This is a genomic window from Paenibacillus sp. FSL H3-0457, from assembly GCF_037981725.1.
GTDB lineage: Bacteria > Bacillota > Bacilli > Paenibacillales > Paenibacillaceae > Paenibacillus > Paenibacillus amylolyticus.
In genome coordinates this window covers 1,774,246-1,796,329 of record NZ_CP150283.1, presented here as the reverse complement: position 1 = coordinate 1,796,329, position 22,084 = coordinate 1,774,246, and the positions used below count along the sequence as shown (strand labels likewise).

The window sequence follows — 22,084 nt, the reverse complement described above, 5'->3', positions numbered from 1 at the left end:
AACTAAAAGAGATTTGCACTGGACACTCCGATGACAGAAACTTTCCGATCGTTGTTAGTCCCATTTTTTTGATTCCTTTTATAAAGGGTAAATCCGGGGATAAAGGCGAAGCATATGCTTCCGGTGCATCTTTCATTCAGAACGCTTTTAGCTCAGCTTCTTGATATTCTTTTTGTCTTCTCCGTTTCGTGTAAATGTTTAATCCAATTTATTTGGTATTGGTATTGATCACGGAATTCATTTCATCTTCACTGTGGCTAACGAACTGAGGTGACGCTATTTGGTGTATTTCAGCCACCTGGTAAATGTAACGAATCTGAGACCCGCTATTCTCGCATTATAGGCATCCATTCGTCGTTTATCGCAGCTTTCAGATGAAATAGCGCCGCTGAGATTCGTTACATTTCTCATCTCGTCTAATTCATCAAAATAAGACGTGTGAGATTCGTTAGAATACCCCTGCCCTTGCCGCTGTCGCTACCCTTCCCCACTCTCCTGACGGCGAAGGCGTTTCACCTGCTCCACCGCACTGTCCAGTGCCTTCTTGCGCTGCTTCATTACGCGGAGGTGCTGATGTTCCACCTCGGCAAAATGGACATGATCCAGTTCCATCCACTCCATCAGTTGGTCCAAAGTCGGCGACATATGCAGTTGTGTACTCGGCCGTTTGCGGGCCACGCAACATAGATATTTATGATGAACTTCCAGTTTCAAGACTTCGAAATACGGTATTAGGCACATCGCCAGGCTTCCCGCATAGAAGGTCTGCTTGTGGTCATAGAACGGGTGATACCCATACGGCACAGTCACAACCAACGTCCCATCACCTTGCAACAGCCGATAAATCTGGATCAACAACGTCTCCGGATGAGCAAAATGCTCCAGCACTTCTCCAAGCAGCACAGTATCAAAGGCAGTCCTTACTTTCCATTGCGTAATATCCAGCATTCGAAAATCCACATTGTTCCTAACTGGCCTAGACTCTTTGGCAAGCTCAGCTTGCGCATATCGAACACTTTCTTCTTCCAGATCAATCCCTGTTACACGAAATCCTTCACGTGCCAGCAGAATGGACGTAATGCCCTGACTGCACCCGACATCCAGGATGCGTTTGCCAGTCGCCTCACGACACATCCAGTGGATACGCGTTCTTGTCGCTTCATGAGAATCCTCCGAATTGATCTCGCCGTAATAGCGTTCACTCACTCGATCATGATTGGCCATAGGTTTCTCCCGTTTTCACCCGATGAACCGGCTGACCCAGCACCACAATATTTCCCCCGAGGCATCCGGCCGTTGCATTGCGTGTATCAAAAATCAGCTTTGCATGATCTGCCATTTCCTGATAATCGAATCCCGAATGATCCGTGGTGATGATCACCAGATCAGCTCCTGTCCACAATTCCGGCGTAGCCGGCCGGGATTGAAGCACTGTACCGTCATCCTTGCGGAAGACAGGCACCATTGGATCTGTAAAAACCACTTCTGCACCCGCTGCGCTCAGCAGCCGATAAACGTCCAGCGCTGGCGATTCACGCAAGTCGTCAATGTCTTTTTTATAAGCCATACCCGCCAGTACAACACGTGCTCCTCGCACAGTTACACCATTCTGTTCCAGCAGCTCCGAGGCACGCTTCACTACTCTCTCTGGCATTTGCCGATTGGTTGCATCCGCCAGCTGGATGAACTGCAGCTCCGATCCCTGACGGTTCGCAGCCCAGGACAGATAGATCGGATCGATTGGGATACAGTGCCCGCCGATGCCGGGACCGGGATAGAATGGCATATAACCAAACGGCTTGGTCGCCGCCGCATTCAGCACCTCCCAGATGTTTACACCCATCTGTTCACAGGCCGGAGTCAGCTCATTCACGAGTGCAATGTTGACACTGCGAAATGTATTTTCGAACAGCTTTGCCGTCTCCGCTACCGTTGTTGAACTAACCGGAACAACTTCGTTGAGGAACGAGCCGTAGAACTGTTTACCATAATTCAGACAAGCGGGTGTGGAGCCACCAATAATCTTCGGGGTATTTTTCACACCATAATGCACACTGCCCGGATCTACCCGCTCTGGAGAATAACAGACGTAGAACTGTTCTCCAGCTCGCCAGCCGTTTGCCGCTTCAATCGGTTGTTTCACACGTTCCTCCGTTGTGCCCGGATAGGTCGTGCTTTCCAATATAACCAGGCTGCCCTCCTGCAAATAAGGACTCATGCCATCCACCGCCGCCGAAATATACGAGATATCCGGTTGATGCTCGGCAGTCAGCGGAGTGGGCACACAGATTACAATGACATTGGCCTGTGCCACCGCTGCATAATCGGTGCTTGCCGTGAATAATCCAGCCTGCATAAGCGACTGCACAACATCATCTTCTATACCTATGACATACGAATTCCCGGCGTTCAGCTTGGCTACCTTGGAAGTATCGATGTCAATCCCGTGGACTTGATAACCTGCCTGTGCCATCTCTACAGCCATGGGTAAACCAACATAACCGAGACCAATGACAACAGCTTTTAGGGAGCGGTCATTAATATGTTGTATTAGGGTACGTTGCTGTAACTCTTCATTACCTTCGTGCTGGTTGTGTTGATGATTTTCTTCCATTCCTTCCACCTCCAAACGCTCCGCCTCCCCTCGGTGGGTGTGTCTGAAAACTCCGAACGAGTTTTGAGACACACCCTAATCGATATAGCCACCTGCACGCAAAAACCGGGCAATCGCTGGTTTGTTCATCATGGCACTGTCCGAGCGATACTCGGAGAAGTTCACACGTGGCAGACTGCTGTACTGATCCGTCAGGCTCTTGTCCTTGTGCTCCGGCAGGATGACATAATACTGTGCATCGTATTGGTACGTACGCGGCGCTTCAAAGGGCGAGATCAACACTTCATGCAATTTCTCGCCTGGACGTATTCCCGTCACCTTATAATCGAAGGATGGACGACCTGCCTGTTCCAACATGACGGATGCAAGTTCCGTCATCTTGCAAGCTTTCATTTTCATCACAAAAGTCTCTCCGCCCACGGCCGCCTCAGCCGCCTTAAGCAGTAAATGTATAGCTTCGGTACGCGTCAGGAAAAAACGGGTCATGCCTTTGTCCGTAATGGTCGGGCTTTTGCCTTCATCGATCTGACGCCGGAACAAAGGCACAACACTGCCGCTGGTTCCAAGCACATTGCCCCCGCGGATGCAGACAAACCGGGTACCTTCACTTAGCCAGTTGGCACGGATCATCATTTTTTCACCCAAAGCCTTTGTCATGCCGTATACGTTAATCGGATCTACTGCCTTATCGGTGGACACATCGATGACTTTGGCAACCTGCATACGTATCGCAGCCCGAATAATATTCTGCGTCCCGATTACATTGGTCTTGAACGCTTCATCTGGCTGGTCTTCGCAGACCGGAACATGCTTCAGCGCAGCCAGATGGAAGAGCACATCCACACCTCTGCATGCATCTTCCACTGCCCGATAATCGCGGATATCCCCAATGATGAATCGCAGACGCGGATCATGGTTGAACTCTCGCTGCATCGCAATCTGGGCGTATTCATTACGTGACAGAAGGCGAATCTCAGCCGGGTCCTGCTTCAGCAGTACCTCAGTCAGCTTTTGACCCCAGGAGCCCGTTCCTCCAGTGATCAGAATCGTTTGTCCTTGAATCATGGATGAATCCCTCCCTGATCAGATCATGAATTCGCGTAGTACCTGTGCCATCTCATCCCGGCTTAACCGGTCTTTGGGCGGTACCTTTTTGGTTGAAGTATTGCTCGAATGCACGATGTTGACATAATTGCGCGGAGCAAGCAGCTCGTGCGGCAGTTCAATGACATTGCCATGTGTACCTCTGCCCGGGAGCTTGACCCGGTATCCTGCTGCGTATTCGGCTGTCTTATATAAGTAGACATAGAACTGTGGAGAACGGTGAAACGCTGGGGCCATCTCGTTATTCACACTGTCCCACAGATATCCGTTCTGGTTAATCAATGCCATCGTCTGCTGCTGTGGTTGAATATCGTAGAGCTGTTGAACAAAGGTTTCATGGTATAGATCATCCGAATCCAGACGGGCAATATAGAGTTGCTCCGCACCTTTGGCAAACTCCAAAATGGCACGCACACTCTCCATATTGGTTCCAAAACGAATATTGGAGGGAAGCGGCTCCTGACCCGCCAGAATCTCCTGCATTAATTCCCCGGATTCCTTGGACAACTTCACCACTGTGAGGAAATCCTGATTCGTCTGCGCCTTCAGGCAATGCAATGTGAACGTGCGGAAGATGCCCATCCGACGCTCCAGCCATTCCCGCGTTAATCGCTGTGGGTCCATCCCGTAATTGTTAAAGTTAATCTCAATCACAACTTTCCTGGACATAACATGCCTCCTCATGAACGCTGCAAGTTCCGTTTACCGGATACAGACTGTTTTCATAGTTTTGATGCCGTCTTCCTACGAAAACCATCTTCTATCTATCTGATCGCTTACAAGCGACATCTCGCTTGTGAATCCAGCACTCTATATGGTATGAAACGTTGATAGAAGCGGTACCGACAGATGTACTAACTTTCATATAAATAGATTGATATTCAACCAAGCATGGCGCCCTTTGGGTCGAACGTACATATCGTTACGGTAGTCGCAACATAGAATAGAACAGTTCAATTTTCAAAGGAGGCAACCCGTCAAATGAATTCGATCTATCTTGAAATGGAAGGTGTGCTTGATCAGCTCGAAGCGGCACTTCTGGAACACCGACCGCTGTCTCTTGTAAGAGTCGGTGATGGCGAGAATATCGTCATGTCTCAAGAAACCGTATGGCCCACGGAACAGGTCCTTCAGGAGCGTTGGGCCAAGAAAGCCAACCTAGGGCAAAAGGGACTTCGTCTTCCCAACCCGAAACTACGGGATGAAGTCGCCGCTTCCTTGCAACGTGCCGATATCGTGGGCATTCTTCCTCGTGGTGACAGCACCATTAATGCTCCCGATTATCTCAAAAGACCCCTGACCGATATGGTATTTGCACACTTTGGCATCTCTCCTCCGATGACTTGTCACGCCTGTGTTAATCGGGAACTGGCGCAGAACCCGCGTTTCTGGCAGATGCTTGCTGTCAAGCGTGTGTTACTCGTTACTCGTGAGATTGAGGCACTGCGTGTCATGCTCGAACGTGATCCGTATAATCTGAACATTGTGACTGCCCTGCCCTTCGACAGCTATGATCAAATGGATGAAACGCTGCACTGGATTCAGAATAATCAACATACCTTCGATGTCGCTCTCTTTTCCTGCGGTGTCAACGCGGTCATTCTTGCTGAGCGAACAGCTGCACTCGCAGGTAAAGTCGCCATCGACTTTGGCAAAGCCAACAACATCATTCTGAAGGGTCGTGCCAACTGATCCACACGGACACCTCCATCAGATGAGTGAACTACATTGAAATGTATTGATGCTTGTATGACAAAAACCCCCGACTCCTTGAGCCGGGGGTTTCATGCTGAGCGCTAGTCTAAACCTATCGCTACATTGCCTTGTACTTCTGGGTTTCTGGGGTATGAAACGAACTCTGCCTTGGGCGAAGCGATATTTAAGCACTCTACCTGTTCACATTGCGTCTTTCACAACTAGCCAGTGGCTGCAATACCGTATAACATCTCCGGCCCGGTTCTTACTGCTGTGGACACTCCCGAGATAAACGAAGTATACACACTTTCCAGTGCTGGTGGTGCAGACAGATCCTGCGCTGTGAACGAATGAAATTCGGCGCCGCCGTTCTGTCCAACCGTACCTTCAGCACGGTAGATGACATAGAAGGGATCATATAGGAATCCCCGTACCAGCTCCACCACAAAGGTATCTCCCAGTTCTCCCGTAACGCCCACTGTCCCGTTCAACGTAATAATGGGATTCACCACACCCTGGGTCTGAAGACCAATCGTGCCGAATGCTTCCGGGGATGGACCTAAAGATAAACCGGGCTGTCCTACGGTTCCCGAGTTCATCGAAGTTCTCATATCGAGAAACACGCCCATGAGTAACACCTCCAATGCTATGGGATACCATATCCTATGAATCTCACAACTCTTCGGATTGGATGTATAGCAGATTCCATGAACCTATTTTTATTTGTCGACTGTTAGTGGTATATTGAACTGCATAACGAAATGAACGGATCGTATGCACACAAGCGGTACAGGCTGTTCAGAAGGAGATTACTATTCATGAATAAACGCAAACGTCCAACGGGCAAAACATCGGCCTCGGTCAATGGAAAATCATATGCTGGTTCATCCACAGCACGTTCCGGCAAGTCTAATTTCTCATCAGCAAAATCATCCGGTGCTTCCGCTTCACGCAATACGGAGGAGAATAAGAAGCCAGTAGCCGCAAAATCGTCGGCCGCACCCAAGAAAGCCGGAGGCAACAAATCCAAAAATGCCAGTGCTTCTAAACGCCCGGGCAATTCCTATTATCGCAAGCAGGAACCACCACGCCAGTACAAAGTAACCGAACCGGATGAACTGTTGAATTTCTTGCTGCAACATCTGAAATCAGGACGGAACGCGGTGAAGTCCATACTGGGTCGTGGACAGGTATCCGTGGATGAGAAGGTCGTAACCAAGTTTAATGAAGCGCTGACGCCAGGTCAGATTGTATACATTAGAAAAGAAGGTGCAGTTGCTGCTCCATCCTTGACAGGCATTAACATTTTGCATGAAGACGATGATATCATTGTGATCCGCAAAGAAGCCGGACTGTTGTCCATTGCCGCTGACAAGACGGATGACCTGACGGCTTATCGCCAACTGACAGAGCATGTGCGCCGCACCAATCCGCTGAACCGGATTTTTGTCGTCCATCGTCTGGATCGGGATACGTCGGGTGTCATGATGTTTGCCAAAAGTGAAGAGGTACAACAAAAGCTGCAAAACAACTGGAAAGAAAACGTACAGGACCGCGTCTACGTTGCCCTTGTTGAAGGTTCGGTAGCCAAAGAAGAAGGTACCATCTCTTCCTGGCTGAAGGAAACCAAAACTCTGAAAATGTACTCCAGCTCGCGTCCGAATGATGGACAACATGCCATTACACACTATAAACGTCTGAAGTCCAACCGTGAGTTCTCCCTGCTGGAAGTGCGTCTGGAGACAGGTCGCAAAAATCAGATTCGTGTGCATATGGAAGATCTCGGACATCCGATTGCCGGTGACAGAAAATACGGAGCACGTACAAGAGACCTCGGGCGTCTCGGACTTCATGCACGTATTCTCTCGTTTATTCATCCCACAACCGATAAACTGATGTCATTCGAGACGGATATTCCGAAGCCATTCCTGTATCCGTTCCGTACAGATGCGCCACCCGCGAAGTAACCGCACCTTTAGTGTGTGTATATAGAAAATTCACTGATCCAGTGATCTTGCCCGAAAGGAGGAACGGACACTGAAAAACCTGTTAATCACCGGTTACCGGGCACATGAATTACAGATTTTCGGACAGAAGCATGAAGGTATTCCTTTTATCAAAAAGGCCATCTCCTCCCGCCTCACTCCTCTTGTCGAGGAGGGTCTGGAATGGGTGCTGACGCCGGGACAATACGGTGTGGATTTGTGGGCCTGCGAAGTGGTCATTGATCTGAAGAAGACGTATCCACATCTGAAACTGTCGATCATCACTGCCTTTCAGAACCCGGAAGAGCAATGGAAAGAAGACAAGCAGGAGTATTACCGTTCCATCCTCTCGGGTGTGGACTATTACGGTGCGATTAGCAATCAACCTTATATCGGGCCGTGGCAGTTCACTGCACGGGATGACCTGTTGCTGCGTAAAAGCGACGGTCTTCTGCTCGTCTATGACGAAGATGCCGGGGAAGGCAGTCCCCGTTTTGTGAAGGAAAAAGCCATTAAGAAACAGCAAAATGAAAACTATACGATCATCAGTGTCACTTCAGAGGATATTCAATCTGTAGCTGAGGATGAGCGCATGAACGATGTTATAGACTTTGACGATTCTTCATTCTGAAAAAAATGTAGATCTTCTGAAGTCCATTCATGCATAGCTTTCATCAGAGGGTAAACGTATTTTGAATGACGTACATATGTTTTTTTTCGAGGCAGGTTGGGTATAAGTAGTATTATAACTGCGATGATATGTCGTATGGGATAAGGGGAACTGCAACCATGACAATTACGCCAGAGCAGCGCATTCAACTGCATGGATTTAACAACCTGACCAAGTCGCTCAGCTTTAATATGTACGATATTTGTTATACCAAAACCAAAGACGAACGCGAAGCTTACATTGAATATATTGATGAACAGTATAACGCCGCCCGGCTGAGCAAAATTCTGAACAACGTCTCTGACATCATTGGGGCTCATGTCCTGAATGTTGCGCAGCAGGATTACGTGCCTCAAGGTGCAAGTGTGACGATGCTGGTTTCGGAAGGCCCGATTGTGGAAATCCCCGAGGAATCACTCGATGAATCTCCCGGCCCTCTGCCAGATAACGTCGTTATGCAGCTGGATAAAAGCCATATCACTGTGCACACCTATCCTGAGTTTCACCCCAGTGAAGGCATCAGTACCTTCCGTGCAGACATCGATGTATCCACCTGCGGTGAGATTTCACCGCTCAAGGCGCTGAATTATCTGATCCACTCATTTGATACGGACATTATGACGATGGATTACCGGGTACGTGGTTTTACGCGGGATACGAGCGGACGTAAGCTGTTCATTGACCATGAGATCGGCTCAATACAGAATTATATTCCGGACGAGATCAAGAGCAGCTTCGACATGATTGACGTGAACGTCTATCAGGAGAACATTTTTCATACCAAATGTAAACTGAGGGAATTCGATCTCGACAATTATCTGTTCGGGTATACCAAGGATAAGCTGAGCAAGAAGGAACAACAGGAGATTACCGAGTGGCTGAAGCTGGAGATGGATGAGATCTATTACGGCAAAAATATCAATCGTCCCTCTTAAGACGCTATTCAATGGCTGATGCATGAGGGCAAAGTTTAAGACAAGATATCATGAAGGCAGGGTTCTTCTATTCAGGGAACCTCCGGCATGTGCTTGTCTTTTTCTTTGATTTTGTTGACAGTGTGCAACTTTATTTTTTATTATAGAAGTAACTGTATAATCTACAGTGAAGGAGACTGAGCCTGTGATCGAAACGAATACGACAAGACGTAATGAATCACTGTTACAAGCACTGACTGCACAACACAATGCCATCACCAATAACATTGCCAATGCAGACACGCCTAACTACAAAAAGAAAACGGTAGAGTTTCAGGAAGAGCTTAGACGTATCGTTGAAAATGGCAAAACAGATCAGCTCGCCATGAAACGGACTCATGACAAACACTTTCCTATCAGTGATCCCAATTCTTCCATCGTACAGTATCGAATTGTCGAGAACAACGAAACAGCCATGAATAATAACAACAATAACGTTGACATTGACAAGGAAATGGCGAATCTTTCGGAGAATCAGCTCATGTATAACTACATGGTCGATCGGGTCAGTGGACACTACAAAAAAATGAAAAATTTACTGAATGATTTGAAATAATGAATGTACAGCAGCCCGCGATGGCTGCTTTTTTTTATGGTCTTTCCCCCTGGGTGTAGCTCGTTTGGTGCCATTTTTCGGTATCCGCTCCTGTTCGTAGTATAATGGGGAGAAACGATTGATTTCATATCGAACAAAAGAGGTGCAACATGGCTCCACGTCATTTAAATGGTTTTCAAGGTTCCAAAGTGAGGCTCGCGGCTCCATGCCCGGAAGATTGCATGCGTCTATCCCGCTTCACAGACGATTACGAATATTTGCGCAACATGGATACCGATATCGCTATTCCTTTAACGCCGGATGAAACGGGTTCCTCGTCTGTCCGTCGAGACAACGGTTTTGAATTTGCATTACGTACACTGGAGGGTAATCGATTCATTGGCTTCACTGCCCTGTACCGGATTGAATGGAACAATCGGTCTGCTCGTCTGGCTATTGGTATCGGCGAAGAAAATGATCGAGGTAAAGGATACGGCAGCGACGCCCTGGCTCTGATTCTTCGGTATGGCTTCCACGAATTGAACCTGAACCGAATCGCGCTGGAAGTCATTGAATACAATGAAGCCGCTAGACGTGCGTACCTAAAAGCCGGATTTCGGGAAGAGGGTCGCCAGCGTTCTGCAGTTTTGCGGGATGGCATGCATTATGACCTGATCTCGATGAGTATCCTTGCGGAAGAATGGTCTGTACAGTCTCAGCTTCCATTGTCATTCCAGTCTACTCGCACGCCTCAATCTGGGGAAATGGACGCGGGTGGCTTCTCGCAGCGTAATGAGAATGAACAAGCTGCGCTGTCCATGTCGGCGTTACGCTCAGATCCAAAAGGTGAATCTGAAATTACGCCTCGCATTGGCGTAGGCGCGGTCATTCTGAATGAGCGGGGCGAAGTGCTTCTCGCCTGGCGGAACCGCCAGCCCGAACAACACACCTGGAGTATTCCTGGCGGGAAAGTCGACCCCTATGAATCACTGGAAACTGCTGTTATCCGTGAAATCAAGGAGGAAGTGAATCTGGATATCGCCATCGACAGTCTGCTCTGCACGGCGGAGACGATCCAGCCAGAGCAGAAGGAACACTGGATATCTGTTCTCTATTCAACCAAGGTGATTGGCGGCCATGCTCGTAATCTGGAAGAAGGCGGAGCCATCGGTGAGATCGGCTGGTTCCCATTGAATGATTTGCCCTCTCCACTCGCCTGCTTTGCGGTACCTGGGCTGGAAGCTGTGAAGAAGATGTTTAATGAATCCCTGTAAATTCTAATATCTCATCAGATGGAGGTATTCCTTTATGAATCATGCAGAACAGATGAATCAACTATTTCAGGCTGCACAGTCTGGAGATGTGGCCAACCTGCAATTATTGCTCGCTTCTCACCCGGAACTCACCAATACTGAAAATCAGGATGGGTTAACTTCGCTGGGATATGCCTCTCATTATGGACAAGCAGAAGTAGTTCGTCTTCTTCTGGAGCATGGAGCAGATGTTAACACCCTTTCTCATTCCAAGATTTCCTTTATCCCGTCCAATACTGCACTGCATGCCACACTTGCCGGAGAACGCTCACCAGAAGTTATCCAACTTTTACTCGAACATGGGGCATCCACGAATATTCTGGACAGCGATGGACAATATGCGTTGCACTCCGCTGCATTTCATACGGATCAGATCGAACTTATCGAGATGTTACTTCAGCATGGAGCTGATCCAAACGCGCTGAACTCAGCAGGCCAGACCCCACTGGAGATTTCACTTGAACGTGGTAACACGTCTACAGCTTCATGTCTGCGAGCAGCAGTTACAGCGCATCAGCAATAATGATTAGATAACGTGAGTAATACGCGAATAACCGTCAGGACTCTTTTTGGAGTACAAAGAGAAGGTCTGACGGTTATTTGTTGTCCGATTACATACCTCTATCGGTGAGAGGCTATATAAGTTGAGCTAAGAATATTTACACTTGCCACTCCGATGACAGAACAACCTTCCGATCGCTGTTATCCCCAGATTTTTTAATTCACTTTTACAAAGGTGAAAATCTGGCGATAAAGGCGAAGTGTATGCTTCCGAAGGAGCTTTCTTTCAGAAAGCTTTTAGCTCCGCTTCTTCACGTTATTTCTGTCCTCTACGTTCTCATGTAAATACTTCGTTCAACTTCTATAGAAATCCCGATACATTATATTTTTTTAGAAAATAAGAACCGTTTGGAGCCTTACGCGGTCTAATACTCAACATATCCAGGAAAGGAGGAGCCATGTGACCCCTACTCAGCTCACCATCGCCGCACAAAAAGGGGATGCCGAGGCTTTTGCAGCCTTAATGGAATTACATCAGAGCCAACTGTACCGTATCGCCTATGCCTACCTGCATAACGAAGGTGATGCGCTCGAAGCGATTCAGGAATCAACGTTCAGGGCGTTCCGTAAACTCAAAAAATTAAAAGAACCATCCTACTTCGGCACTTGGCTCATCCGCATTCTGCTCAACTACTGTGCGGACGAACGCAAACGCAAAAGTCGATTCAGTCCCGTCACCGAGATTCATGAATCCAGCAGCTGGGATCGTCCTGCGGACCCCGATCTTGCTGCTGCCGTATCCACTCTTGACCGGGATTGCAAACAGATTATTATTCTGAGTTATTTCGAAGGTTTCTCCTTAACTGAAGTTGCCGATATTCTCGAAATCCCGACCGGAACCGTAAAATCTCGATTACATCGGGCGCTCGGACAGCTCCGTGATCAACTTGAAACGAAGGGAGATGTATCCTCATGACGAATGAACAAAATTCATTCGACACATTGGAAGAACGTCTGAATGCTCGAAAGACGGAGTACGAAAACATGCCTGTACCGGATGCTGCCTATCAGGCTGTGCAGTCCGGAATCCGCCAGGCTGCCCGTAAGCGAAAGTCCCGGCTGCGCTGGTATATGAGCTCCATCTCGGCAGCTGCCCTCATCCTGTTGTTTACCGGTTGTATCCGCGTCTCTCCCGCCTTTGCGTCCTTTGTGGAGCAATTGCCCGGAATGGAGGGCATTGTGAGTATGATTCGCCAGGACAAAGGATTAATGATGGCGATCGATCAGTCTCTCTTGCAGAAGATCGGTGTCACCGACGAGCATGATGGTACTTCCTTGACCGTTGATGGCATTATCACAGACGAGTCACGTATGGTTATTTTTTACACGATGAAAGGCATGAAAGATCCCGAGAAATTCAACTATGATATTGATCTGCTCGATGAGAACGGTAAAGATCTTCCAGTTGCGTTTACTCACGCTTATCCAACACCTTCACCAGACGAGAATGTGAATGAGAATATGATAGACGTGATCTTCACGGATGGAACCTCTCCTCCTGAAGAGCTGAGCGTCGTGTTTAAGGCCAGAGATACAACGCGTGCAGAAAAGTGGAAAATAACGTTCCCGGTAGACAAGAATCTTACCAAAGGTATGAAAAAGGTCATTCCTGTGAATCAGACGTTAACAGTGGATGGACAGCGTATTGATGTGAAACAGGCTACTATGTATCCAACACGTCTTGTGCTTGATGTGAATTTTGATCCCAAAAATACCAAGAAGGTATTTGGCCTCAGCGATCTTCAACTGGTTGATGAGCAAGGCCTCGCGTGGAGAACAGATACCTCAACCGTTGAGGATGAACGTTCCATATACTTCGAAAGCATGTACTTCTCCATACCGAAAAAGCTGACGTTACAGGGATCTGGCTTCTCCGGATTGGATAAAGATGAGTTGGATCTTACCCTTGATCTGAAGTCACACCGGATTACAGGTGGACCACCTGGATTGAAGATGGTAGGCAGCAAGGTCGAAGGCAAAGATCTAATTATTGACTTCTCCGTTGCTGGCAGGATGGACGGTGGGTTCGTTCTAACTTTCAGGAAAGTTACAGACAGTACAGGGAAGTCATATGAAGTCCCTGGCTCCAGTTGGAGTAGTGGAGAGGGAACGGATGACAGTCATACGATTGTTTCTTCTACTATCAAAAATGGAGCCAAATTAAAAGGGGAAGTGAAAATGAACATCTCCACCTATCCGATGAAAGTAAAGTCTCCCTTCTCATTGGACATCCCTGTTAATCCTTAATTTTCTACCAGTAGGCTGTGATTATCGCAAATATTCTATATAATGGAAACATTCATTATTACGAGCAATGATGTTCATAGGGAAGGTGTGTTTAGATATGAATCAACGTTCCATCCGTTATCCGCAGCCACTCGCTCCGGGAAATACCATCGGTGTAGCAGCACCCTCCAGCGGTGTAGGCGAATCCCTATACCATTATCTTGAGGAGAGCAAACGTAATATGGAGCGCCTTGGTTTTGGCGTGCTGGAAAGCCCATCGCTCCGCCACAACACCAAATGTGTGAGTGCCTCCAAAGAGGAACGCGCCGAAGAGATGAATGAGTTTTTCCGCAATCCAAATATTCAAGCCATTATCCCTCCATGGGGCGGGGAATTTCTGATGGATATCCTCCCCCTGCTGGATTGGGAAGCTTTGAAAACATTACCACCAAAATGGGTCATGGGATATTCGGATATCAGTACGTTCCTGTTCGCCTATACCCTGATCACTGGAACAGCATCCGCACATGGCACCAATTATGTTGATCTAAGATCAAACGCCCTCGATCCCGTGACTGCGCGCTGGATTGATGTGTTACAGACCAAATACGGCGGACAGATCAAACAATCGTCTTCCACACATTATCAATCGGCATGGAAACCGGAATCTCCTGGTTTTAACCTGGATACACCTTCGCGCTGGAAACAGCTCGGCCACTCGGAAGATGCAGATACCGCTGTGTCGTTCTCCGGTCGGCTGATCGGTGGCTGTATGGATACGATCACTAGTCTGATTGGTACGCCGTATGCACCCGTCCAATCGTATCTGGATCAGTACTGTGCAGATGAAGGAACGATCTGGTATCTGGAAAGCTGTGAAATGAATGCGGGGGATATCTACCGTCATCTGTGGCAGATGAAACAGGCTGGCTGGTTTGCAGGTGTAAAAGGTTTCATGTTTGGCCGACCTGCGGGTTATTCCGATACAGCGGATTTTAATTTCACCGATGCCCTATCCTCTGCACTTGGGGATCTGGATGTCCCTGTACTGTACGATGTGGATCTCGGCCATGTTCCACCCCAGCTCACCTTTGTGAATGGAGCATTAGGCAAAGTCGCTTATGAAAATGGACGCGGGAGCCTTGAGATGGCGTTTGTGTAATCACCTTTTATAGGCAGATGCATACCTTGAAGTAAGAACTTATTTTGAGGAAGGGTTGTGCATCATGTCTGAATCTACATCCACGCCATCCACGCGTGTCGTGTATCAAGCCAATCAACCGATGCTTCAATCCGTGCAAAATGTGCGGAATATGCTTCATCATACAGCTCGGCAGCATATAGGCAAGAAGGTACAAGTCCAGAATATCGATGGGCAAGTGTGGGAAGGTGTCGTCATCAGTGCAGACCGGGGTATTTTGTATCTCCAGGTTACCCCGATGCATGGATATCCTGAACCGCGCGCTTTGTTTGGACCAACCATTTTGCCGCTTGTGCTGTATGAATTGTTGGTTATCACACTGTTGATGTAGTGGTATTATACTTCTATATCCGAACCTGTTCCAAGAAGCTTCGCTCCTGAGATCTTCAAGTCTTGGGAACGAGGCTTTTTTATCGTCTTGGCGATGGTGCCGTATGATTCCTTGCGAGCGTGTGAAATATGATACAATGGTGTCGCACCACCCCATATCTCATATGAAACGGAGCTTGATCCGGTTGGAATACATACGTCATGATTCATCACCCGTATCACAAGCCGAGACGGGTATGATTGGCAGCAATCCTACTGAACAATCACGCGTGATTGCAATCTGTCTGCTCGCAGGCAAAATCATGCTACAAAGCGGTGGTGAAACCTACCGTGTGGAAGATACGATGAAACGTATGGCAGCTGCGCTGGGCTTACCCCATTCGCACAGTTACGTTGTTCCGACAGGCATCTTCTTCTCTGTTGATGCAACCGAACCTGCCAAGCTCATTCGTATCTCCGAGCGTACGACGGATCTGGACAAGGTGTCCGAGGTGAATGCGGTCTCCCGTCGCATCGGACAAGGTGAGCTATCCGCTCAGGAAGCCCATGATCTGTTGATACAGATCGAAGGAAAGCCCTCCTCCTATTCAACGGCTGTGCAGCTTACGGCCGCAGCGTTATCCAGTGGTTGTTTTACCATTATGTTTGGCGGGGGCTGGAGCGACTTTCTTCCGGCGTTAATCTGCGGGGGCATAGGTTATGCAGCCGTTATTGCCTTTCACAGGTTGGTGCGGGTCAAATTCTTTGCCGAGCTTACGGCATCCTTTGTCATTGGCTTACTCGCTTTTCTCCTGATCTATATGGGAGTAGGTCATGAACGGGACAAAATCATCATTGGTTCGGTTATGCCGCTGGTTCCGGGGCTGCTGATTACCAATGCTGTACGCGACCTGATGGCCGGACATCTCGTCTCCGGATTATCCAAGGGAGCCGAGGCATTTCTGACTGCTTTTGCTATAGGTACAGGCATTGCAGTTGTATTTTCACTTTTTATGTAAGACGGAGGAATGCAGGATATGCTCCATTTTATTGAACAAGCCTTGACCAGTTTTGTCGCCTCAGCCGCGTTTGGGATCATCTTCAACGCACCACGGCGCATGCTGCTCCACGGTGGATTTGTCGGCATGATCGGCTGGATTATCTATATCGTGCTTGAATATGCAGCGGATGCGGTTCCTGCTACACTTGCAGCGACCATAGCCGTAGGTGTCATCAGCCAGGTATTCTCTCGCATGTTTCGCGCACCCGTCATCATCTTCAGCGTCGCAGGCATCATTCCTCTCGTTCCTGGTGGACTGGCGTATAATGCAATGCGAAGTTTTGTGCAAAATGACTACAGTGCCGCTATGGAGATGGCCGCCAAGGCACTCATGTTATCCGGCGCTATTGCCGTAGGCCTTGTGTTATCCGAGGTATTAAACCAGATGATACGCCGAATTCCCGCCTCACTTCGGGCAAAATCATCATCGAAATAATCGTTCTTTTCACATATTCAGCACACGTAAGGCCCGTTAGCATACAGGATAAAATCTTGTATACCTACGGGCCTTACGTATCGCTTTTTATAGAGCATTATAGAGTAGCAGATCAATCAATATTCTATTTACTTCACAAACGTATTTTTCACACGTACCGACTTTAGAAAATACGGGATAAAGATACAACATGTCAGAATGGATCGTATCGTCAAATTAAATGCTGATGTTGGATCGAGCACATGTTGCTCTCTCGGAATCTCAATTCGTGCGATCAAGATCCATGTCACGACTCCAATGAATACATTTGCAATGTACAGAATAATCATCATGCGCGGAAATTGCCTTTTTTTCTTATGCAGCAGTACGAGATTCACGATAACGAGCAATAGTAACATGACGCTGCTTATGACTCCGAACCAAAGGAGCGGGCGTATCCCTTCAGTATAAAGTTCCGAATCAACACCACGGACACCCTCCCATCTCACCGGATCCATAATGACATTTACCTGCGACATATCCGCAATAAGAAGCACCAGTGTGACCCACAGGCCAATCTGAATTAATATAAGCCATCCGCCTAATCCGGAGATGCCAGGCCGTTCCGGTCTGATACCACTTTTAGGCTGCAGCGAGCTTGTATCCAGTTCCGAGTCCCTATATTTATAGTTCATTTCAGCCTCCGTTTACGATAGATAAGACACATATTATACATTAGAAGCTATTTTCTGTGTTATCCAAGAGAAGGAAAGAACCATCTGGACTAAGGTCTCTCTCTTGCATTCTATTGGGTAGCACGTCTCATCACTGTTGCGAACAACTCCGCTGCAACACCACTTCCTGACCTCATATAATGTTCTTCATCCGTATGATCAAATCCCATCCAGACCGCCGCAGTCCAGCTGCTCGTATAGCCCACAAACCACAAATCCCGATTGGCCTCTCTTCCCACACCAGGTAATGCAGCCTGTGTTGTTCCCGTTTTCCCTGCTACCTTGTGCTGACCGAGTTGTGCCCGGCTTCCTGTTCCCTGACTGACTACATTTTGCAGCATTCTGGTCATGGCATTCGCCGTACTGGAGGAGATTACCTGCTTATTTTCCGACTTATGAGCAAATATTGTCCGTCCTTGTGAATCTGTAATCTCGCGTATCAGATGGGCTGTATTCAATTTGCCATGATTCGCAAACACCGTATAGGCCTGCGCCATCTTCATTGGCGACACTCCCTGATGCACACCTCCCAAGGCAATTGAGAGGTTTAGATCTTCTTTCCCCATTTCAATACCGAGCCGTGCCGCAAATTGATGTGCATCGTTCAGTCCGTTCTCATGAAGCAGCCATACGGCTGGGGCATTAATAGACTTTTGCAAGGCTTGGGACATGGCTATTGAACCACTGTAACGCCCACCGAGATTGGAAGGTTGATAGCTGCCATATTGCATGCGTTTATCCGGTAGTATACTCTCTGGCTTGAACTTCCCCGACTCCAACGCAGGGCCATATGCAATAATCGGTTTAAAAGATGAACCTGGCTGCCTTGCATCCATAATCGCCCGGTTGATGCCCCCTTTTAAAGGATTACGTCCACCCATCATCGCTTTCACTTCACCGTTGTGCTGGTCGATAATAACCATACTTGCCTGGACCTGCTCGTCTTGGCGATCATCGGGGAATCGGGTAGCGTCTGCAAATGTTTCTTCCATCGCCAGTTGTGCCTGTTCGTCTAGCCCAGTTTGAATAACCCAACCTGCCGATTGAATCTCTGCTTCACTTTTACCTGTGAGCCGAGAAGCCTCCTGAATCACAGCATCCACGGCAGACACATATGCGGGCTCGCTCAAGCCCGGTGAAGTTGTTGCATTCAATACGGTTTCAGGCGGCGTGAAATCGACGTCACGGGCTTGGAGCATCTGCTTTCGTGTAATTAGTCCCTGTTCATGCATTAGTCCAAGGATAACGGCACGTCTTTGTTTGGAAAGCTCAGGATGATCTACTGGATTGTATATGGATGGACCTTTGGGCATTCCAGCTAATGTAGCAATCTGCCATAGTTTCAATTGGTGCATATCCTTAATTCCGAAATACCGCCAGGCTGCCGCTTTTACACCATACTGCTGGCGTCCCATGTAGATCTGATTCAGATACATTTCCAGAATTTCATCCTTGCTATACTTCTTCTCCAGGGCCATCGCAATCGATATCTCATTCACCTTTCGACCCAACGTTTTATCCCCATTCAAATACAGATTTCTTGCCAGTTGCTGCGTAATGGAGCTTCCTCCCTGACTCAGATTCATATGTAAGATGTCTTGCATAATGGCTCTGCCAAGTCCGATGAAATCCAGTCCATCATGGTTGTAGAAACGTCGATCTTCTGTAGCCAAAAAAGCCATCTTTAATAAATCTGGCATAGCGTTCAGTTCAGCATATTCGGAATATCCTTTGGTCTGCGTATGCAACCTCGAAATTTCGGTCCCCTCTGCATTCGTAATAATGGTTGAAGAAGCCACCTGCATGGCCTCTGGACGATTGCGAAGCATTCCTTCGCCATAAGTAATCAGATAGAGATAGAAAAGGGTCAATATCAAAACTACAACCACTGCGGCATCAAAAACGTAATACATCCATCGCTTGCTCACGTGTTTCAACATTCAGGCTCCTTGTGTACCCGTTCAATTGAAACTTCGTGTTCCTGTCTATCTCGTTGTGTAATCTCCAGAGCATGATGAAGCAGCAATGTCTGTTCATACGCCAACTTGACCCAATGCTGAACTTCCATCTCGTCCTGACACCGCCCTTGGATAATCTCATCCAGAGAAGATTGAATACCGTAGAGAGTAAGTTTTATCGGTAGGTCAACCTGTGTAGAAATAGTTTGAGTGTTCTCCTTGTCTTCTTCATTATGTTGCTGAAGGCCGGGTTGCTCATGCTGAATAAACGCTCCCTCTACCTCTCTTCTCTCATGTTTCGGTTCTGATCTGCTCAGCCCTTCCTCATGCAGGAGAAACGTAATTACATTCAGATTGGCAGCAATTTGTCGTAGTTCACCACCACTTAGAACATCAATTCTTCCAGGATTGTGGCCCAATGCAAGTTCGGCTGTTCCGCGTGCAAGTTGACTGAGATCTTCCGCAATCTTCTGGGATCGAATCCAGAAAAAGATCGCAAACATGGCTCCTCCAATGAAGATAAAGAGCGGCTTTGTTCCGATATGATTGATTCCCCAGTTCATCATACGCGTTATCCATGCTGCATCTGGAAGGATGTGATTGTGGGCAAACCGTAGCACGTGATAAACGACAAAAAGGAGCGCTGCGCTCAGTAACGCGCTTGCTCCTCCAATGTATATGTATCTTAGTCTTACTGTACTAAATTGAGACTTCATATTCGGTATCCTCCTCTATACAATAATATGGTAATAGAGGTAGAATACCGAATATTTCTTAATGAGATAGTGGCTAACTTCTTACCAAATTCTTAATTTTTATTCCTCTGAGTAATTACTTGGTGAAGCAGCGGTTACAGGGAAACGGGTAACAAAATCCGTTCTGCCATTTTCACTGTAAGCAACAATACTTCCTCGATGTAATTCAATCATCGATTTGGCAATCGCCAGGCCGAGACCGGTACCTCCCGTATCGCGGGAACGGGATTTATCTACCCGATAGAATCGATCAAATAGATGTGGCAGATCTTGTGCCGGAATCGGATCACCATAATTACTGATGCGGACTACAGCCTCTTTACCTTCAAGGGCCAGCCCAATCTCCATTAGTTTACCTTGCGAACCATACCGAATGGCATTGCTGAACAGATTCTCATATGCTCTTACAAGCTCCCCCGGAGTAGCCTGTATCCATAGTGGGTCTTGCCCGCCGATGATCTTGTAGGTCATGCCAGCATCCTCCAGCATGGGAGCAAACTCTTCAGCCAGCTGCATCAGAAACGAATTCAGGTTCAACGCTTGCAGAGATAACGGAAGGCTCCCGCCACTCACACGCGTATATTCGAACAAGTCATCAATTAACTTGCGAAGGGTCAAGGATTTCTCATAGGCAATGCTAACGTAATAGCGCATCTCAATCTCATCTTGGTAGCGATCCTTCTCGATGTACTCCAGAAATCCCAGAATAGAAGTGAGTGGTGTTCTCAGATCATGTGATATCCCCGTAATCAGATCGTTTTTGGCAGCAACTGCATTACGCTCTTCCTGAAGCGATAACTGCAATTGTTCAGCCATCTGATTAATGCTTGCAGCAACGACTCCGAATTCATCCGAGGTTTTCACTTCGATGCGATGGGATAACTCTCCTTTGGCAACCTCCTGAATCCCCGCCGTAATTTCATCCAGGACCCGCATCACCTTGCGTGAGAACAGGAAAAAAAACAGCACAAAACCAAGCACGCCTACCACAATCATCAAAGGCACCGAACCGATATTATTCACCAACCACCTGATCCCTTGGGCTGGAATGGAATAATCCGGATACGTCTGAGCTTCCAGGATGGTCTGCCCCACCTTACTACCCCCGTACAAAATAACTGCAGTTAATATACCGCTCAGCAGAAATGCATAGATAAATTTCCATCGGACTGTATTAATCAACTTTGAATTCATAGTAGGAACTCCCTGAATGTGTTCATGTTACACGACATCCTGTGAATGTACATGTTTATTGCGGTTTGATCATCTTATAACCTACACCCCATACGGTCTGAATAAACTTGGGGTGTTTGCTGTCGAGTTCAATCTTCTCACGAATCTTGCGAATATGTACCATGACTGTATTATTCGACTCCATGAATTCTTCTTTCCAGACTTGACGATAGATCTGTTCCATACTAAGTACTGAACCTTGGTGACGAGCCAGTAATTCAAGAACAGCAAATTCACGCGGAGTCAGACGAACCGGCTGCTCATCCACCCAAACTTCATGTGTATCGGTATTTATGACCAGATCATCAATAACCCACTCGTGCTCTTTGTTCTCCCGACCTTCATTGAAGGTATGATACCTGCGCAGCTGGGATTTCGCCCGTGCGACAAGTTCAAGCGGGTTAAACGGCTTGGTCACATAATCATCGGCACCGATGCTTAGCCCTGTGATTTTATCCATATCCATACTTTTGGCGGACAGCATAATAATCGGCATTTTCTGCTCTTCCCGAATTTTCATACAAGCTTCGATTCCGTCCATATTTGGCATCATGACATCCAGAATAATGAGATCGATCGACTCTTTTTTCAATTGTTCCAGTGCTTCAAGCCCATCATTCGCGGTGAGAATCCGATAACCCTCGTTGCCAAAATAAATTTCCATCAGTTTAATAATCTCCTGCTCATCATCCACAAGCAGAATGGTTGCTGGCTGTGCCACGGCATTATTCCTTTCCCTTCC

Annotated in this window: 23 protein-coding genes and 1 pseudogene; 14 read left to right on the top strand and 10 right to left on the bottom strand. The window is 47.6% G+C overall.

All coding sequences use genetic code 11. The features are described 5' to 3' along the window. Nucleotides 1-477: 477 nt before the first annotated feature. The 4 genes from MHH25_RS07960 to MHH25_RS07945 all read right to left on the bottom strand — a co-directional run bounded on the left by MHH25_RS07960 (nucleotide 478) and on the right by MHH25_RS07945 (nucleotide 4,387). Nucleotides 478-1,224: a methyltransferase domain-containing protein gene (locus tag MHH25_RS07960; protein WP_036669308.1), complete on the bottom strand. Its 747-nt coding sequence runs from the start codon at nucleotides 1,222-1,224 to the stop codon at nucleotides 478-480. Continuing rightward, nucleotides 1,211-2,614, bottom strand: coding sequence for a nucleotide sugar dehydrogenase (locus MHH25_RS07955; RefSeq protein WP_051449657.1), 1,404 nt, complete (start codon nucleotides 2,612-2,614; stop codon nucleotides 1,211-1,213). Before MHH25_RS07955 ends, MHH25_RS07960 begins: the two co-directional genes overlap by 14 nt. Before the next feature lie 75 nt (nucleotides 2,615-2,689). Then, nucleotides 2,690-3,679, bottom strand: a complete 990-nt coding sequence (locus MHH25_RS07950; RefSeq protein WP_340019689.1) for an SDR family NAD(P)-dependent oxidoreductase — start codon at nucleotides 3,677-3,679, stop codon at nucleotides 2,690-2,692. A gap of 18 nt (nucleotides 3,680-3,697) precedes the next feature. After that, a complete protein-coding gene (locus MHH25_RS07945) occupies nucleotides 3,698-4,387 on the bottom strand; it encodes a glycosyltransferase (RefSeq protein WP_340019688.1) in 690 nt (229 codons plus the stop codon). 312 nt (nucleotides 4,388-4,699) lie between these two features. Here MHH25_RS07945 and MHH25_RS07940 point away from each other — a divergent pair, with 312 nt between their 5' ends. Then, a complete protein-coding gene (locus tag MHH25_RS07940) occupies nucleotides 4,700-5,410 on the top strand; it encodes a GT-D fold domain-containing glycosyltransferase (RefSeq protein ID WP_340019687.1) in 711 nt (236 codons plus the stop codon). 224 nt (nucleotides 5,411-5,634) lie between these two features. Here MHH25_RS07940 and MHH25_RS07935 read toward each other — a convergent pair whose 3' ends face one another. After that, a complete protein-coding gene (locus MHH25_RS07935) occupies nucleotides 5,635-6,042 on the bottom strand; it encodes a hypothetical protein (protein ID WP_340019686.1) in 408 nt (135 codons plus the stop codon). Nucleotides 6,043-6,231: 189 nt separating this feature from the next. Between MHH25_RS07935 and MHH25_RS07930 the strand changes: the two genes are divergently transcribed. The 13 genes and pseudogenes from MHH25_RS07930 (at nucleotide 6,232) to MHH25_RS07870 (ending at nucleotide 16,683) form a co-directional block, all read left to right on the top strand. Beyond that, nucleotides 6,232-7,380, top strand: a complete 1,149-nt coding sequence (locus MHH25_RS07930; protein ID WP_340019685.1) for an RluA family pseudouridine synthase — start codon at nucleotides 6,232-6,234, stop codon at nucleotides 7,378-7,380. A 70-nt stretch (nucleotides 7,381-7,450) separates the two neighbouring features. Next, complete coding sequence (locus MHH25_RS07925) at nucleotides 7,451-8,029, top strand: DUF1273 domain-containing protein (RefSeq protein WP_340020472.1); 579 nt, start codon at nucleotides 7,451-7,453, stop codon at nucleotides 8,027-8,029. A 158-nt stretch (nucleotides 8,030-8,187) separates the two neighbouring features. Further along, complete coding sequence (gene speD, locus MHH25_RS07920; RefSeq protein WP_036610662.1) at nucleotides 8,188-9,003, top strand: adenosylmethionine decarboxylase; 816 nt, start codon at nucleotides 8,188-8,190, stop codon at nucleotides 9,001-9,003. A gap of 184 nt (nucleotides 9,004-9,187) precedes the next feature. Next, complete coding sequence (gene flgB / locus MHH25_RS07915; protein ID WP_036610664.1) at nucleotides 9,188-9,598, top strand: flagellar basal body rod protein FlgB; 411 nt, start codon at nucleotides 9,188-9,190, stop codon at nucleotides 9,596-9,598. A 149-nt stretch (nucleotides 9,599-9,747) separates the two neighbouring features. Continuing rightward, nucleotides 9,748-10,236 (top strand): annotated as a pseudogene (locus MHH25_RS07910) (GNAT family protein); the annotation flags it as partial. 159 nt (nucleotides 10,237-10,395) lie between these two features. Continuing rightward, a complete protein-coding gene (locus MHH25_RS07905) occupies nucleotides 10,396-10,851 on the top strand; it encodes an NUDIX domain-containing protein (RefSeq protein ID WP_340020471.1) in 456 nt (151 codons plus the stop codon). A 34-nt stretch (nucleotides 10,852-10,885) separates the two neighbouring features. Next, nucleotides 10,886-11,413 carry an ankyrin repeat domain-containing protein gene (locus MHH25_RS07900; protein ID WP_340019684.1) on the top strand — a complete coding sequence of 176 codons (528 nt, stop codon included), beginning with the start codon at nucleotides 10,886-10,888 and terminating at the stop codon, nucleotides 11,411-11,413. 438 nt (nucleotides 11,414-11,851) lie between these two features. After that, nucleotides 11,852-12,367, top strand: a complete 516-nt coding sequence (locus tag MHH25_RS07895; protein WP_076327227.1) for a sigma-70 family RNA polymerase sigma factor — start codon at nucleotides 11,852-11,854, stop codon at nucleotides 12,365-12,367. After that, the gene (locus tag MHH25_RS07890; RefSeq protein ID WP_340019683.1) at nucleotides 12,364-13,698 is read left to right on the top strand and encodes a DUF4179 domain-containing protein; all 1,335 of its coding nucleotides are present in this window, start codon (nucleotides 12,364-12,366) and stop codon (nucleotides 13,696-13,698) included. Before MHH25_RS07895 ends, MHH25_RS07890 begins: the two co-directional genes overlap by 4 nt. A 97-nt stretch (nucleotides 13,699-13,795) precedes the next feature. Further along, nucleotides 13,796-14,839: a S66 peptidase family protein gene (locus MHH25_RS07885; protein WP_340019682.1), complete on the top strand. Its 1,044-nt coding sequence runs from the start codon at nucleotides 13,796-13,798 to the stop codon at nucleotides 14,837-14,839. Nucleotides 14,840-14,903: 64 nt separating this feature from the next. Further along, nucleotides 14,904-15,209, top strand: coding sequence for a hypothetical protein (locus tag MHH25_RS07880; protein ID WP_036669286.1), 306 nt, complete (start codon nucleotides 14,904-14,906; stop codon nucleotides 15,207-15,209). A 235-nt stretch (nucleotides 15,210-15,444) separates the two neighbouring features. Further along, nucleotides 15,445-16,206 (top strand): threonine/serine exporter family protein, encoded by a 762-nt coding sequence (locus tag MHH25_RS07875; RefSeq protein ID WP_036669533.1) that lies wholly within the window; start codon nucleotides 15,445-15,447, stop codon nucleotides 16,204-16,206. Nucleotides 16,207-16,224: 18 nt separating this feature from the next. Beyond that, a complete protein-coding gene (locus tag MHH25_RS07870) occupies nucleotides 16,225-16,683 on the top strand; it encodes a threonine/serine exporter family protein (protein WP_036610676.1) in 459 nt (152 codons plus the stop codon). 128 nt (nucleotides 16,684-16,811) lie between these two features. Here MHH25_RS07870 and MHH25_RS07865 read toward each other — a convergent pair whose 3' ends face one another. From MHH25_RS07865 to MHH25_RS07845, 5 genes are all read right to left on the bottom strand, one after another. Continuing rightward, complete coding sequence (locus MHH25_RS07865; protein WP_340019681.1) at nucleotides 16,812-17,357, bottom strand: DUF2569 domain-containing protein; 546 nt, start codon at nucleotides 17,355-17,357, stop codon at nucleotides 16,812-16,814. A gap of 110 nt (nucleotides 17,358-17,467) precedes the next feature. Further along, on the bottom strand, nucleotides 17,468-19,336 hold the full coding sequence (locus tag MHH25_RS07860; protein WP_340019680.1) for a PBP1A family penicillin-binding protein: 1,869 nt from the start codon (nucleotides 19,334-19,336) through the stop codon (nucleotides 17,468-17,470). Continuing rightward, nucleotides 19,330-20,070: a hypothetical protein gene (locus tag MHH25_RS07855; protein WP_036610683.1), complete on the bottom strand. Its 741-nt coding sequence runs from the start codon at nucleotides 20,068-20,070 to the stop codon at nucleotides 19,330-19,332. The genes MHH25_RS07860 and MHH25_RS07855 overlap by 7 nt, the downstream gene beginning before the upstream one ends. Before the next feature lie 99 nt (nucleotides 20,071-20,169). Then, the gene (locus MHH25_RS07850; RefSeq protein ID WP_101314088.1) at nucleotides 20,170-21,303 is read right to left on the bottom strand and encodes a HAMP domain-containing sensor histidine kinase; all 1,134 of its coding nucleotides are present in this window, start codon (nucleotides 21,301-21,303) and stop codon (nucleotides 20,170-20,172) included. Nucleotides 21,304-21,358: 55 nt separating this feature from the next. Continuing rightward, complete coding sequence (locus MHH25_RS07845; protein ID WP_026081203.1) at nucleotides 21,359-22,063, bottom strand: response regulator transcription factor; 705 nt, start codon at nucleotides 22,061-22,063, stop codon at nucleotides 21,359-21,361. Nucleotides 22,064-22,084: the final 21 nt, after the last annotated feature.

Coding starts and splice junctions, on each gene's coding strand:
- MHH25_RS07960 (WP_036669308.1), bottom strand. CDS start 1,224: ATGGCCAATCATGATCGAGTGAGTGAACGCTATTACGGCGAGATCAAT.
- MHH25_RS07955 (WP_051449657.1), bottom strand. CDS start 2,614: ATGGAAGAAAATCATCAACACAACCAGCACGAAGGTAATGAAGAGTTA.
- MHH25_RS07950 (WP_340019689.1), bottom strand. CDS start 3,679: ATGATTCAAGGACAAACGATTCTGATCACTGGAGGAACGGGCTCCTGG.
- MHH25_RS07945 (WP_340019688.1), bottom strand. CDS start 4,387: ATGTCCAGGAAAGTTGTGATTGAGATTAACTTTAACAATTACGGGATG.
- MHH25_RS07940 (WP_340019687.1), top strand. CDS start 4,700: ATGAATTCGATCTATCTTGAAATGGAAGGTGTGCTTGATCAGCTCGAA.
- MHH25_RS07935 (WP_340019686.1), bottom strand. CDS start 6,042: ATGGGCGTGTTTCTCGATATGAGAACTTCGATGAACTCGGGAACCGTA.
- MHH25_RS07930 (WP_340019685.1), top strand. CDS start 6,232: ATGAATAAACGCAAACGTCCAACGGGCAAAACATCGGCCTCGGTCAAT.
- speD (WP_036610662.1), top strand. CDS start 8,188: ATGACAATTACGCCAGAGCAGCGCATTCAACTGCATGGATTTAACAAC.
- MHH25_RS07905 (WP_340020471.1), top strand. CDS start 10,396: ATGTCGGCGTTACGCTCAGATCCAAAAGGTGAATCTGAAATTACGCCT.
- MHH25_RS07900 (WP_340019684.1), top strand. CDS start 10,886: ATGAATCATGCAGAACAGATGAATCAACTATTTCAGGCTGCACAGTCT.
- MHH25_RS07890 (WP_340019683.1), top strand. CDS start 12,364: ATGACGAATGAACAAAATTCATTCGACACATTGGAAGAACGTCTGAAT.
- MHH25_RS07885 (WP_340019682.1), top strand. CDS start 13,796: ATGAATCAACGTTCCATCCGTTATCCGCAGCCACTCGCTCCGGGAAAT.
- MHH25_RS07880 (WP_036669286.1), top strand. CDS start 14,904: ATGTCTGAATCTACATCCACGCCATCCACGCGTGTCGTGTATCAAGCC.
- MHH25_RS07875 (WP_036669533.1), top strand. CDS start 15,445: ATGATTGGCAGCAATCCTACTGAACAATCACGCGTGATTGCAATCTGT.
- MHH25_RS07870 (WP_036610676.1), top strand. CDS start 16,225: ATGCTCCATTTTATTGAACAAGCCTTGACCAGTTTTGTCGCCTCAGCC.
- MHH25_RS07865 (WP_340019681.1), bottom strand. CDS start 17,357: ATGAACTATAAATATAGGGACTCGGAACTGGATACAAGCTCGCTGCAG.
- MHH25_RS07860 (WP_340019680.1), bottom strand. CDS start 19,336: ATGTTGAAACACGTGAGCAAGCGATGGATGTATTACGTTTTTGATGCC.
- MHH25_RS07855 (WP_036610683.1), bottom strand. CDS start 20,070: ATGAAGTCTCAATTTAGTACAGTAAGACTAAGATACATATACATTGGA.
- MHH25_RS07850 (WP_101314088.1), bottom strand. CDS start 21,303: ATGAATTCAAAGTTGATTAATACAGTCCGATGGAAATTTATCTATGCA.